We start from the raw sequence: 12,449 nt of genomic DNA, 5'->3' as shown, positions 1-12,449 counted from the left end.
GGCATTATTGATGGTGCAAAGTGTACCATCAATGTTGCCACTTGGAAATGTTATCGGCGGTGCTGCTTCATGGCTTGCGCCACCTCGCGGCTGGCGTCGCGGTCTTTCTCGGAGGCGCGCTTGTCGTGCTGCTTCTTGCCCTTGGCCAGGCCGATCTCGCATTTGATGCGGCCGCCTTTGAAATGCAGGTTCAGCGGCACCAGCGTATAGCCGGCACGCTCGACCTTGCCGACCAGTTTGTCAATCTCGGCGCGATGCAGCAGCAGCTTGCGCGTGCGCACTGCTTGCGGGTGGATGTGGGTGGAAGCGGTGGGCAGGGCGCTGATGTGCGCGCCAAACAGGTACAGTTCGTTATCGCGGATGGTAACGTAAGCTTCCTTGATCTGAACGCGCCCATCGCGGATCGCCTTGACTTCCCAGCCCTCGAGCGCGATCCCTGCTTCATACTTGTCTTCGATGAAGTAGTCGTGGAAGGCTTTGCGATTATCGGCAATGGACATGGGTAAAAATGCGTGGGTCGGTTAAACTACGGGTTCTTTGGACAACATCATAGCAAACGGTTACTCAATGGCAGTAGTGCACAAGTCGGTATTCCTGGGATACAGCGCCGAGCAAATGTTTGATTTAGTGGCAAAGGTCGAGGATTATCCCAAATTTTTGCCCTGGTGTGGCGGAGTTGATGTCCGCGAACGGGGCGAGAACCATGTTGTGGCCAGCGTTGGGATCAATTTCCATGGTGTGAAGCAGCACTTCACCACGTCCAATACGAATACGCCGGTCAGCGAAATCCGCATGAAGCTTGTCGACGGACCATTCAAGACCCTCGACGGTACCTGGACTTTCAAGGCCCTGCGCGATGATGCCTGCAAGGTCGAACTCGATTTGCACTACGAGTTTTCCAGCAAGCTGCTGGAACAGGTGATCGGTTCGGTGTTCGGCATGATTGCCAATAGCATGGTCGATTCCTTCTGCAAGCGTGCCGAGACTGTCTATGGCTGAACGTATCAAGATTACCGTGTGTTATGCGCCAGCTTCACAGCCATTGCTGTATGCGCTGGAAGTGGATGAGGGCACGACGATCGGCCAGGCTATCGAGATCAGCGGCATCATGCAGGAGGCGCCGGAGATCAACCTGGTGACGATGCCGGTCGGGGTTTACGGCAAGAAGAAAACCTTGGATACCGTGGTCCGTGCACGCGACCGGGTCGAGATTTACCGTCCTCTGATCGCCGATCCGAAGGACGCCCGGCGCCGCCGGGCGAAGAAAGCCTAGAAAACTCGCGCCAGGCGCAGCAGGGCGCCGATCATGGCAGTTGCATGCTCAGGCCATGCCCGGCAATGCGAGTTCCCGTTTATTTGCAGATGTTGTTGACGGACTCGCGCTGTTCTTTGATCTTTTGCGCGCGGGCTTCGTCGGACATGAAGTTGCGCTCGCCGTTCGGGCCCATTTCGGATACGCGAACGCCGCTTTCCAGCATGCCGATATTGCTCTTGGCTTCCGCGCAGTACTTCTTCTTCTCGGCGTCGACCTTGGCCTGCTCATTGGCCTTGGCGGTCTTTTCCGCGGCTTCCTGCTGGCGCTTCTTATAGTCGGCGTTGCGTTCAGCCAACGTCGGCTTGACTGGTGCGGCTTTCTCTTCGGCGGCTGGGGCTTCGTCACCGTTGGCGGCGGACGCAGCCATTTCCTTGCGCAGCTCGGCAGCGGCAGCGCCGCGTGGTGCTTTCAGGATGCGGTTTGGTGGCGTGCCCGGTGGCGGCGGCTGGTCGGACAGTTGCTTCACGCCTTTGTCGTTCACCCACATCCACTGCGCTTGGGCAAGGGAAGTGCAGGCAATCAGCGCCGTTGCCAGCGCCAGGCGGGTAATACGTTGATTCATAGAGGGAATTCCTTGGGTGAGAACGCACATTTCACCCCGAAATCCCCCTGTTGTCAAATTTATTTCCCAAAAGAATCGTTGGTTCGGTGACAGCTCAGAAGCGGTGGCGCAGGCCGACCGTGAACTGGCGGTCACCCAAGCCCGGCTCTTCACTATTGCCCTCTGTATAGCCCGCGCCATTGTGATTGCGGATGCGGGCGTATGAGGTGTAGACGTCCGTACGCTTCGAGAAAGCGTACATATAGGCCAGGGCATACTGTTGCGCGTCCTGTTTCGGCACGCCGCGGTCGTCCTTGGCAATGGCGGTGGCGACAATGGTGTGCGGTCCGAACGGGACCGATACACCGAGGAGGAGGTCGCGGCTGTCGGTCGATGGCGTCGGTGGCGTAGTGCCGAATGGCGCGCCTGAACTGTTCAACGGCGCGCTGTTCAAGCCCTTGTCGACGCCGAGGCCGAACCACAGCTTGGCCACTTCGAAGTCGACATTTGCGCCGAGCAGGAAATTGCGCCCGCTGCCGGTGTTCTTCACGTTGGCGCTGTCGTTATTGCGGTCGTGGTAGGCGAGCCGGATGTTCAAGGGGCCTTTGGCGTAGCCGACCGAGCCGCCAAGCGCGCGGCTGGCGCTGCTGTCACCCGCCACCTCGCCGGCCGCCACCATGAAGTCGGCACTGAAGCCATGCATGTCGGCGGTGCGAAACAGTACCGAGTTGCTGGCGCGGAACCCGGTCGAAGGCATCAGGTTGTTGGAGCGAGCGATGCCGTTGCGCAGCGGGTCGACAATCGTGTTCAGGGTCGTGAACAGCGGCGTGTCCTGCAGGCCGATGGACACCGAGCCTAGTTTGGCGCTGCGCAGGCCGACGATGCTGGTGCGGCCGAACAAGGTATTGTTCTGGGTCGAATTGCCCACGTCGCCGTGGATGCCGCCTTCGATCACGAAGAAGGCCGACAGGCCGCCGCCCAGGTCTTCGTTGCCTTTGAAGCCCCAGCGGCTCTGGGTCGCCATGCCGCTGGTAACGCGGGTCGAGGTGCCGGCCAGGCCGCCGCGGTCCTGTGAAATGCCAAGGTCCATCACGCCGTAGAAAGCGACATTGCTCTGCCCCAATGCGGCGTTGCTGCAAACGGTAAGGGCGAGCGTCGCCACCGCAGTAGTGCGTTTGTTCATGCTGTCTCCGTTTTTGATTAGGGGGCGGCGCGCTTATGCAGGGACCGTGCTGCCACGCGGGACCGGATCTGGCAGGGGCTCGATTTTCCCAAGTACGAAGACAAAGGACACAATGCCCACCAGCAGGATCACGCCGGCAACCATGAAGGCGTTGGCGAAGGAATTGGTCGCGCCGACGATCATGCCGGTCACGATAGGGGCAGCAGCACCCATCAGGTTATTAGCAAAGTTCATGATGCCGCCGACGGTGCCGACACCGCCCTTCGGCGCGATCAGCGAGGGCAGCGACCAGCCGACCGGTGCTGCGGATGCCAGGCCGCCCAGTGCGATCGAGATCCAGAAGATGGCCCATGCCGGATCGGTGGTTTGCGTCGCGCCGAACACCGCCAAGCCGAACAGCATGCCGATCACCAGCACGCTCTTGCGCACCACGGATTCATTCTTGCCTTTGGCGATCAGGTGGTCGATCAGCCAGCCGCCGACGAAGAGGTCGGTTACCGTCGCCACGGCCCATGGAATGGCTGCAAAGCCGGCCGACTTGATGATACTCATGTGCATGGTCTGCACCAGGTAGCCAGGCAGCCAGGTAAGGAACAGGTAGAAGGTATAGCCGTAGGCGGCAAAGCCGATGGTCAGGCCCCAGACCTTGGACTTGGTGAGCAGGTAGCCCAGCATATTGACGGCGCCGCCTTCTGCCGGGCCTTCCGGTGCGGCGCCGCCGCGCTGGATGTAATCGAGTTCAGCCTTGCTCAACCTGGTATCGGCGCTCGGGTCGCGATACAACAGCAGGAAGGCGAAGAAGTAGCTGAAACTCAGCACCGCGGTCAGGCCGAAGCCCCAGCGCCAGCCGAAGGCCACCACAGTTACGGCCACCAGCGGCACGCCGATCACGTTGGAGAATTTGGCGGCGGCATCGAAGATGGCGGTGGCAGTGCCGCGTTCATTGCGCGGGAACCAGTAGCCGGTGGCCTTGGAGCTGACCGGGAAGGCCGGCGCTTCGGCAATGCCGAGCAGGATGCGGGCGGCGAAAATGCCGGCAAAGCCGCTGGAGAAGGCAGTAATGACGGAAGCCAGGCCCCACAGGAAAGCGCCCCAGCGCCCAACGCGGGTCGGGCCGAAGCGGTCCAGTACCATGCCGACTGGGATCTGCAGCAGCGAGTAAGACCAGGCGAAGGCGCTGAACAGAAGGCCCATGTCGACTGGCGTCAGGTTGAAGGCCTCCTGGATTTGCGGCGCGGCGACCGACAGGCCGATGCGGTCGATATAGTTGATCAGGACGCCGATGCCTAGCAGGGCGCCTATGCCCCAGCGGCGTTTGGCGACCTTGGCGGTGATGGCTGATTTCATGCTGTCTCCAGTGTTGGTTTTAGGCTTGGCGCTGCAGGATCTGGCTGACCAGCTGTTGCGGCGGCTGTGTCAGGTCGAGATAGACGCCGGCTTCGTCGGCTTGCAGCGGTTCGAGGTCGCGCAGTTGGCTTTCCAGCAGCGAGGCCGGCATGTAATGGCCGGGGCGGGTGCGCATGCGCTGCTCGAGGATTTCGCGTTCGCCGTGCAGGTGGGCGAAGCGCAATTCCGGATCGCCGCTGCGAAGCAAGTCGCGGTAGCGTCGCTTGAGCGAAGAGCAGGACAGCACCAGGCCCTCACCGCGTTCGCGGGCGGCACTGATTTCACAGCGCAGCTTTTGCAGCCAGCCCGCGCGGTCCTCGTCGTTCAGAGGGATGCCGGCCGACATCTTGGCCACGTTTTCTTCAGGGTGAAAGCTATCGCCTTCAAGGAAGGGCACGCCAAGTGCCGCGGCCAGGCGCGCGCCGATCTCGCTTTTCCCGGCGCCACTGACGCCCATGACAACCCAGCGCAAGTTCATATTGTTCTCCATAAATCTCCTTAATGGCTGATAGCGCTATCAGTGATATCAAGTTTAGACGAACGCAAGAATTTGTAAACAAATTTGGATTGTGCGGTGCGGCAAGGTGTTGTTTGGATGATAGCGCTAGCATCATCTTCGCCCATATAGGCCAGAACTGTGCTTGAGGATTGCCGAGACGAAAGCGAATGTTTCCTGTATAATCTGCTTTTGCGCCTATAGGAAATACTATGCGTCTGCTCCAAAAAGCACTCACTTTCGATGACGTGCTCCTCGTCCCCGCGTATTCCAACATCCTGCCTGCGGATACGTCTCTCAAGACTCGCCTGACCCGTAACATCTCCCTGAATATTCCCCTGCTGTCCGCAGCAATGGATACCGTCACTGAAAGCCGCCTGGCGATCGCGATGGCACAGGAAGGCGGCATCGGCATCATTCACAAGAACCTGAAGCCGAAAGACCAGGCGCGTGAGGTGTCGAAGGTCAAGCGTTTCGAGGCTGGCGTGCTGCGCGACCCGATCACCATTCCGCCGGACATGAAGATCCGCGACGTGATCAAGCTGACCGAGCAATATGGTATTTCCGGCTTCCCGGTCGTTCAGGGCAAAGAAGTGGTCGGCATCATCACCAACCGCGACCTGCGCTTTGAAAAAGAACTGGACGCTGAAGTGCGCGCCAAGATGACCCCGCGCGAAAAGCTGGTCACCGTCAACGAAGAAGCCAACACCGAAGAAGCCAAGCGCCTCATGAACAAGCACCGCCTGGAGCGCGTGCTGGTGGTGAACGAAGCGTTTGAACTGCGCGGCCTGATCACCGTCAAGGACATCCAGAAATCGACCGAGCACCCGAACGCATCAAAAGACCAGCACGGCAAGCTGCTGGTTGGCGCGGCAGTCGGCGTCGGCGCGAAAGACGAAGAACGCATCGACCTGCTGGTAGCGGCAGGCGTGGACGTGCTGGTGGTCGACACCGCCCACGGCCACTCCCAGGGCATCCTGGATCGCGTGAAGTACATCAAGACCAAGTATCCGCACGTTGACGTCATCGGCGGCAATATCGCCACCGCAGCCGCGGCGAAGGCGCTGGTTGAATACGGCGCGGACGCGGTCAAGGTCGGCATCGGCCCAGGTTCGATCTGCACCACCCGTATCGTTGCAGGCGTGGGCGTGCCGCAGATCACCGCGATCTCCAACGTGGCCGAAGCGCTGAAGGGCACCGGCGTTCCATGTATCGCCGACGGCGGCATCCGCTTCTCGGGCGACATTTCGAAAGCACTGGCAGCCGGCGCATCGACCGTGATGATGGGCTCCATGTTCGCCGGTACCGAAGAAGCACCGGGCGAAGTGATCCTGTACCAGGGCCGTTCGTACAAGTCCTACCGCGGCATGGGCTCCCTGGGTGCGATGGCCGATGGTTCGGCAGACCGCTACTTCCAGGACGCCAGCGCGAAGCAGGACAAGTTCGTACCGGAAGGCATTGAAGGCCGCGTGGCCTACAAGGGCTCCGTGCTGGCGATCCTGTTCCAGCTGGTGGGCGGCGTGCGCCAGTCCATGGGCTACTGCGGCTGCGCCACCATCGACGAACTGAAAGAGAAGGCAGAATTTGTCGAGATCACGTCGGCCGGCATGCGCGAATCGCACGTGCACGACGTCCAGATCACCAAAGAAGCGCCGAACTACCGCTCCGAATAAGAAACTCCGCAAGGCGGCGACCAAGTGTCGCCGCACTATTTTTTGCCCCCGAAAATATGCATTCAAAAATCCTCATCCTTGATTTCGGTTCCCAGGTGACCCAGCTGATCGCACGCCGCGTGCGCGACGCGGGTGTGTTCTCCGAGGTTTACCCATACGACGTAGACGACGAATTCATTCGCAACTACGGCGCATCGGGCATCGTCCTGTCCGGCTCCCACAACTCCACGCTGGAAGGCGACTCCCCGCGCGCACCGCAAGCCGTATTTGAAATCGGCGTGCCGGTACTGGGCATCTGCTACGGCATGCAGACCATGGCTGCGCAACTGGGCGGCAAAGTGGAAAACGGCCTGGTACGCGAATTCGGCTACGCTGAAGTGCGCGCCCGCAACCACACTGCGCTGCTGAACGGCATCAACGACTTCGTCACCGATGAAGGCCACGGCATGCTGAAGGTCTGGATGAGCCACGGCGACAAGGTGCTGGACCTGCCACCTGGCTTCAAGCTGATGGCATCCACCGAATCCTGCCCGATCGCCGGCATGGCCGACGAAGATCGCAAGTTCTACGCCGTGCAATGGCACCCGGAAGTGACCCACACCGTGCAGGGCAAGGCCATGCTGGGCCGCTTCGTGCACGAGATCTGCGGCTGCAAGGCAGACTGGAACATGCCGGACTACATCACCGAAGCCGTGGAAAAGATCCGCGCCCAGGTAGGCAAAGATGAAGTGATCCTAGGCCTGTCGGGCGGCGTCGATTCGTCCGTGGCTGCAGCCCTGATCCACCGCGCCATCGGCGACCAGCTGACCTGCGTCTTCGTCGACCACGGCCTGCTGCGCCTGAACGAAGGCAAGATGGTGATGGACATGTTCTCCAAGAACCTGGGCGTGAAAGTGATCCAGGTCGATGCGACCGAACAGTTCATGGGCCACCTGGCCGGCGTGACCGATCCGGAGCAGAAGCGCAAGATCATCGGCCGCGAGTTCGTGGAAGTGTTCCAGGCCGAATCGGCCAAGCTGGTGAACGCCAAGTGGCTGGCGCAAGGCACCATTTACCCTGACGTGATCGAATCCGCGGGCAAGGGCAAGAAAGGCCAGACCATCAAGTCGCACCACAACGTGGGCGGCCTGCCGGAGACCATGAAGCTGCAGCTGCTCGAGCCGCTGCGCGAACTGTTCAAGGACGAGGTGCGCAAGCTGGGCGTGGCCCTGGGCCTGCCGCACGAGATGGTGTACCGCCATCCATTCCCTGGCCCAGGCCTGGGCGTGCGCATCCTGGGCGAAGTGAAGAAGGAATACGCCGACCTGCTGCGCCGCGCTGATGCCATCTTCATCGAAGAACTGCGCAACACCCCATACGAAGGCGCCGTGATGGCAGGCGAGGACGCACCGCAGAACTGGTATGACGCGACTTCGCAGGCATTCGCAGTGTTCCTGCCGGTGAAATCGGTGGGCGTGATGGGCGATGGCCGCACCTACGATTACGTCGTAGCCCTGCGCGCCGTGCAGACCCAGGATTTCATGACCGCGCACTGGGCGCACCTGCCGCACTCGCTGCTGGGCAAGGTGTCCAACCGCATTATCAATGAAGTGCGTGGGCTGAACCGTGTGGTGTACGACATCAGCGGTAAACCGCCAGCGACCATCGAGTGGGAGTAGGGTTTCATTGTGGAAACGGAAGTTTCCAAAAATGATTAAATAACAGCCCTGTTATTTTGCAGGGCTTTATTTTTTGGTTTTCAAAGTACCCCGGTTGCAATGGCTGGCGCTTTGCAGATTTAGCTTCGCCGTTCGGGACCCACGGCGGAATCTGCACAACGGCTATCTCTTTCGGCAGGCTATCGACAAATTTATTGCGCTGCGTACCTGTGCCGCCGGCTCGATATACGTGCTGCCTTCACGCTACGATGCTGATCTGCCGATCTCGAATGCCACGCTGAACCAGGTGACAACGTCTGTGTCCCGGGTTGCTCGTGCCGCTGGCCGGCCGCTGGCCGACTACACGCCCCACGATCTCCGGCGCACCGCATCGACTTTGTTGCATGAAGCCGGCTATAACACCGATCGGATCGAGAAGTGCCTCGCAAATGAAAGCCAGGATACTGTTCCGACCAGGCTTTCTTGAAGAGCGCCCTTGACCAACGTGTCTTGCTGATCGATAGACGCGGGTTAGGTAAGTACTCAACGCAAACAGGCTGGCGGAGAGAGTTTTAGGACCTGGGCAGAGCGATGGCAGTGACAGACAACAGGACATGTTGTACATTGCGAGAATTCGCGACTGCGGCGGCCCAGGCAGCCGGCGGGCTCGCCATTGTCCGACCATCCAACCTTTATCTATATGCACGCGTTACATTCAAAGGCACTCCTTCGGCTGGTCCTGTTTCTCGGTATGAGTATCCTGGTCGGGTATTTGTGTGTCAGCCGCAGCTATCACCGCGTCCCATTGTTTGAGCAAGAAGATTTTTCCTGGCAGTTGCGCAAGTCGCACAACGGCAACGACGCGACCAATCCCTTGAACGCGAAAGTCGATGGCACGCGCCTCATCATGGAATACGTCCTGTCGGACAGTACTCCCTATTCCTTTGCATCGGCCAGTCTGTTCTTCACGGACCGCAGCGGCAAACCGGCATTGTTTGACTGGTCCAGGTTCGGCAAGATCAGTTTCGAGCTGCGCTGCTTCCCCGCCGGCACAATCCGGGTGGGCCTGACCACCTTCGATGACAAGCTCTCCAAACCGGACCAGCTGGAGACCTACCGCTCGCCATCGGCATACATCAAATGCAATCAAGACGGAGCTCGAGCCGAACTCGATCTAGCGCATTTGACCATTCCGGAATGGTGGCTCACCCTGAACAAAATCAATCCATCCGACCAGGGCTATTCGCTGGCAGAGGTTGCGCAGATCGAAGTCGGCACCAGTAATGCGAGCCCCGTCGGCGTCCCATCGCGTATTGAGATCGCCAGAATCGAAATGCACGAGCGGAAATACGGCTACCTGTATCTTCTCGCCGCGTTCCTGATACTAGCCTGGACTGGTTTCGGGTTTTGGTTCGTCAAGCAGTATGCGGCGGCTTTGGCCAATGACCTGCACGGTCGGATGCAGAAAGACCTGCCGCTGGTGGCGTATCAGCAGCTGGCGCTGGAGCCGCACCGGGAAAAGGGAAAATCCGCCATTTTGAAATTGCTGGCGACGCGTTATGCCGATTCAGAACTGGATCTGGAAACCGTGGTATCCGAAACCGGCGTCAACCGCAATAAGGTCAACGACATACTGAAGGCGGAAATGGGATATACCTTTATTGGTTACCTGAACAAGCTCAGACTGACCGAAGCATCGCGGCTCTTAGTTGAAAACAGCAACGCCAGCATCGCTGAAATCGCCTACTCGGTCGGGTACAAGAATTCCTCGTACTTCAATAAGCTCTTCAAGGAAGAATACCAATGCACGCCCAAGGCTTTCCGGGAGGCCTGCAAAGCGGAGGCGCGGGAGTCGACGCCTTAAGCCCGCATTTCTCTGGCGGCGCTGAGCGCGCTCGCCTTCACGGGTGTACCCGCCGGCGCCGGCGCCGGCGTTCGCGTGAAACCCTTCTCTCAACCAATGATTCGATTTACGGTTGCTTAACGTTCGTACCTCGAGTGCGACGCCTGCCTTCTTCCGGAAATTAAAGTCGATCGGTCTGCGTGCCGCTCCAGTGAGCCGATACTGCGCTCTATGGTGCCGTATCGCACGCCGCCGGTACGGGCCAGGCGAGCTGCAAAAAGGAGACGGCGGGATACGGGCCGGAATAGCGCGAATTGTGAAGATATTACAAAGGTGCAGATAGTCGCATAGATGCTGCACATCCTTGCATCCAGCGTGCGGCGATGCCGGCGCGGCCACGGGATCCAGGTTGGTGGCTGAATCGAACAGCCGACTGCTAAGAGATCAATAGCAAAATCTGCACGAGTACCGTTACTGGCCGTGCAGCTTTTTTCATCCGAGGCCGTTATGGCATGCCGCAGCCCATTTCAGCGGGTATTTTTGCCGCAATATTCGGGCTACACTCCGCCGACTTGGTGGGCAGGTGGAACGTGCCGTCCCTCAAGCGAAATCCAAACTGTCAATCGACAGCATCGCCAAAAAAAATAGGATGGAGAAGACATGAGTGTAGTGAGACGCGGCGCAGTTGCGCCTGCAAAGCTGGCGGCCACGCAAGTGCTCGCAGCAGTGGCCATCAACATCAATCCGGACAAGCCGGCGCCATCATCAACGGCGTTCCTGGCATTGGCACCTCCGTTGCGCGCGCCAGGCGGGCGAACTGAATCTGGCGATCAACACCCTTAAGCAGAAAGGTGCCGCCAAGCCGGCTGCGTTCGCAGCGACAGCGGTCGAGAGCCAATGCACACCTCGTGCTCATCCTATGCACGGCGATGCCCTGGCGGAGGCGAATCGCACGTTTTCGGCTGCGGTGCCGCTGATAAGCAAGCTCTAGTAAACGCAACAGAGTAGAAGCATCAAATCCTTAGGAGACACCAAATGAGATTCCAGATTACGGCTATTGGGCTGGGCTGCGTTGCCCTGCTGGCCGCCTGCGGTGGCAGTGGGGGTGGGAGCGGCGGTGAAGGCGGAATGGCGCAATCAGTTTCCTTCCCGTTCCCGGGCGGGGAGACGGTGGCTGTTCCGCCGACCATCGCCACGATCACGCTGAGGGCCACGGCCAGCTCCGGCGGGCCGATTACCTACGTGTCGAACACGCCGGGCACCTGCACCGTCAGCGGCGCCACGCTGTCGCTGCTGAAAGCAGGCGAGTGCTCGGTAAACGCCAACCAGGTCGGTGGGAATGGCTACGCTGCAGCCACGCAACGCCAACTCTTTGTCATTCCCAAGCGGCCGGCGGCGGTCTTCTTCCGCAACCCGGGGCCGCTGCCCCTGGACTCGCAGCCTTTGCAATTGGATGCAACGTCCACCGTGGCCGGCATCACCCCCGTTTTTACCAGCAGCACGCCTACGGTGTGCTCGGTGAGCGGGACCACGTTGCAAAAGCTCGCCGATGGGTTGTGCACCGTCACCGCCACCTTGGACGGCGGTGATATCTACGAGACGGCGAAAGTGGTCAAGACCATGCCGATCGGCAGCGCACTGGCGCCCGAGATCAAGTTCTTGAGTGGTTACAAGAATGCAACGAGCACCAGCGAGGCGGGGAAGGTTGAGCAACGCGGAGGCAGCAGCGAGACCGGTTGGTGGTGCAACGGCTGGTGCGACACAAGCGTTACGGCGGACGGCAGCAGCGTCAGCAATACCTACACCTATAAGAACGAGCCCCACACCGACGGACGCTGGTGGAGGGTTTGGTCCGAAATCGACCTGTACGCACCTAACGTGACGCAGATCTCGACCACCTCGGACACGCCGGAAGGCGTGCGGATCGATGCCCAGGCGGCGCTGAAGTTCAACTTCTCGCAGAACCAGGAATGGTTCGCCACGGGCGAAAACCAGGTCGAAGTCGACTTGATCCTCGGCCACTTCAACCGCAAAGCGAACAATGACGCCTGCAACGTGAGGGTGCGGGCGACGTTCAAGCCAAGCTCCCCGGTACCGGCGAACTACAGTCTTAAGCTCAAGGACTTCACAGTCTCGGAGGCGTGTGAATTGAAGGACCTAAGCCCCTGGTTTGAGCTGCAAGACTACCCGATCGTCGCGATCAGGTTCGCCTCACCGGTCGGCAACTTCAGAGTGCCGAGTCCGACCGCCTCGGCTCCGAATTACCCGACCACGATCACGCTGACCGGGCCAATCACCTTCCAGTGATGGCGCAAGGCCATTTACCGTGCCGCGCGGCGCGGTGGGCAGCCAAAACGAAACAGGATTTCAAGAGG

11 protein-coding genes and 1 pseudogene are annotated in these 12,449 nt (G+C 59.9%); 7 read left to right on the top strand and 5 right to left on the bottom strand.

Annotated elements, in window-relative coordinates; all coding sequences use genetic code 11:
• Positions 1 to 50 precede the first annotated feature (50 nt).
• Positions 51 to 500, bottom strand: a complete 450-nt coding sequence (gene smpB, locus ACN9M3_RS18205) for an SsrA-binding protein SmpB (protein WP_130312176.1) — start codon at positions 498 to 500, stop codon at positions 51 to 53.
• A gap of 67 nt (positions 501 to 567) precedes the next feature.
• Here smpB and ACN9M3_RS18200 point away from each other — a divergent pair, with 67 nt between their 5' ends.
• Positions 568 to 999 (top strand): type II toxin-antitoxin system RatA family toxin, encoded by a 432-nt coding sequence (locus ACN9M3_RS18200; protein WP_426161894.1) that lies wholly within the window; start codon positions 568 to 570, stop codon positions 997 to 999.
• Positions 992 to 1,273, top strand: a complete 282-nt coding sequence (locus ACN9M3_RS18195; protein ID WP_426318220.1) for an RnfH family protein — start codon at positions 992 to 994, stop codon at positions 1,271 to 1,273. Before ACN9M3_RS18200 ends, ACN9M3_RS18195 begins: the two co-directional genes overlap by 8 nt.
• 79 nt (positions 1,274 to 1,352) lie before the next feature.
• Here the strand turns inward: ACN9M3_RS18195 and ACN9M3_RS18190 are convergent, their stop codons facing one another.
• From ACN9M3_RS18190 to ACN9M3_RS18175, 4 genes are all read right to left on the bottom strand, one after another.
• Positions 1,353 to 1,877 carry a DUF4124 domain-containing protein gene (locus ACN9M3_RS18190; protein WP_426318219.1) on the bottom strand — a complete coding sequence of 175 codons (525 nt, stop codon included), beginning with the start codon at positions 1,875 to 1,877 and terminating at the stop codon, positions 1,353 to 1,355.
• A 94-nt stretch (positions 1,878 to 1,971) separates the two neighbouring features.
• Entirely contained in the window at positions 1,972 to 3,039 is a 1,068-nt protein-coding gene (locus ACN9M3_RS18185; protein WP_426318218.1) for a porin, read from the bottom strand.
• A 33-nt stretch (positions 3,040 to 3,072) separates the two neighbouring features.
• Complete coding sequence (locus ACN9M3_RS18180; protein ID WP_426318217.1) at positions 3,073 to 4,386, bottom strand: MFS transporter; 1,314 nt, start codon at positions 4,384 to 4,386, stop codon at positions 3,073 to 3,075.
• Between the two features lie 19 nt (positions 4,387 to 4,405).
• The gene (locus ACN9M3_RS18175) at positions 4,406 to 4,903 is read right to left on the bottom strand and encodes a gluconokinase (RefSeq protein WP_426318216.1); all 498 of its coding nucleotides are present in this window, start codon (positions 4,901 to 4,903) and stop codon (positions 4,406 to 4,408) included.
• Positions 4,904 to 5,133: 230 nt separating this feature from the next.
• Here ACN9M3_RS18175 and guaB point away from each other — a divergent pair, with 230 nt between their 5' ends.
• The 5 genes and pseudogenes from guaB (at position 5,134) to ACN9M3_RS18150 (ending at position 12,381) form a co-directional block, all read left to right on the top strand.
• Complete coding sequence (gene guaB, locus ACN9M3_RS18170; protein WP_130312186.1) at positions 5,134 to 6,594, top strand: IMP dehydrogenase; 1,461 nt, start codon at positions 5,134 to 5,136, stop codon at positions 6,592 to 6,594.
• 56 nt (positions 6,595 to 6,650) lie between these two features.
• A complete protein-coding gene (gene guaA / locus ACN9M3_RS18165) occupies positions 6,651 to 8,252 on the top strand; it encodes a glutamine-hydrolyzing GMP synthase (RefSeq protein ID WP_426318215.1) in 1,602 nt (533 codons plus the stop codon).
• Between the two features lie 133 nt (positions 8,253 to 8,385).
• A pseudogene (locus ACN9M3_RS18160) lies at positions 8,386 to 8,691 on the top strand (tyrosine-type recombinase/integrase); the annotation flags it as partial.
• A gap of 213 nt (positions 8,692 to 8,904) precedes the next feature.
• Positions 8,905 to 10,095: a helix-turn-helix domain-containing protein gene (locus ACN9M3_RS18155; RefSeq protein WP_426318214.1), complete on the top strand. Its 1,191-nt coding sequence runs from the start codon at positions 8,905 to 8,907 to the stop codon at positions 10,093 to 10,095.
• Between the two features lie 1,014 nt (positions 10,096 to 11,109).
• Positions 11,110 to 12,381, top strand: a complete 1,272-nt coding sequence (locus ACN9M3_RS18150) for a hypothetical protein (RefSeq protein ID WP_426318213.1) — start codon at positions 11,110 to 11,112, stop codon at positions 12,379 to 12,381.
• Positions 12,382 to 12,449 lie beyond the last annotated feature (68 nt).

The organism is Pseudoduganella sp. R-43 (assembly GCF_049913255.1).
GTDB lineage: Bacteria > Pseudomonadota > Gammaproteobacteria > Burkholderiales > Burkholderiaceae_D > Rugamonas.
This window is presented reverse-complemented; position numbering and strand designations above follow the sequence as displayed.

Bases quoted from the DNA above. Each gene is read 5' to 3' on its own strand.
- guaA (WP_426318215.1), top strand. From the start codon at position 6,651: ATGCATTCAAAAATCCTCATCCTTGATTTCGGTTCCCAGGTGACCCAG.
- ACN9M3_RS18150 (WP_426318213.1), top strand. From the start codon at position 11,110: ATGAGATTCCAGATTACGGCTATTGGGCTGGGCTGCGTTGCCCTGCTG.
- ACN9M3_RS18190 (WP_426318219.1), bottom strand. From the start codon at position 1,877: ATGAATCAACGTATTACCCGCCTGGCGCTGGCAACGGCGCTGATTGCC.
- ACN9M3_RS18185 (WP_426318218.1), bottom strand. From the start codon at position 3,039: ATGAACAAACGCACTACTGCGGTGGCGACGCTCGCCCTTACCGTTTGC.
- ACN9M3_RS18200 (WP_426161894.1), top strand. From the start codon at position 568: ATGGCAGTAGTGCACAAGTCGGTATTCCTGGGATACAGCGCCGAGCAA.
- smpB (WP_130312176.1), bottom strand. From the start codon at position 500: ATGTCCATTGCCGATAATCGCAAAGCCTTCCACGACTACTTCATCGAA.
- ACN9M3_RS18195 (WP_426318220.1), top strand. From the start codon at position 992: ATGGCTGAACGTATCAAGATTACCGTGTGTTATGCGCCAGCTTCACAG.
- ACN9M3_RS18175 (WP_426318216.1), bottom strand. From the start codon at position 4,903: ATGAACTTGCGCTGGGTTGTCATGGGCGTCAGTGGCGCCGGGAAAAGC.
- guaB (WP_130312186.1), top strand. From the start codon at position 5,134: ATGCGTCTGCTCCAAAAAGCACTCACTTTCGATGACGTGCTCCTCGTC.
- ACN9M3_RS18180 (WP_426318217.1), bottom strand. From the start codon at position 4,386: ATGAAATCAGCCATCACCGCCAAGGTCGCCAAACGCCGCTGGGGCATA.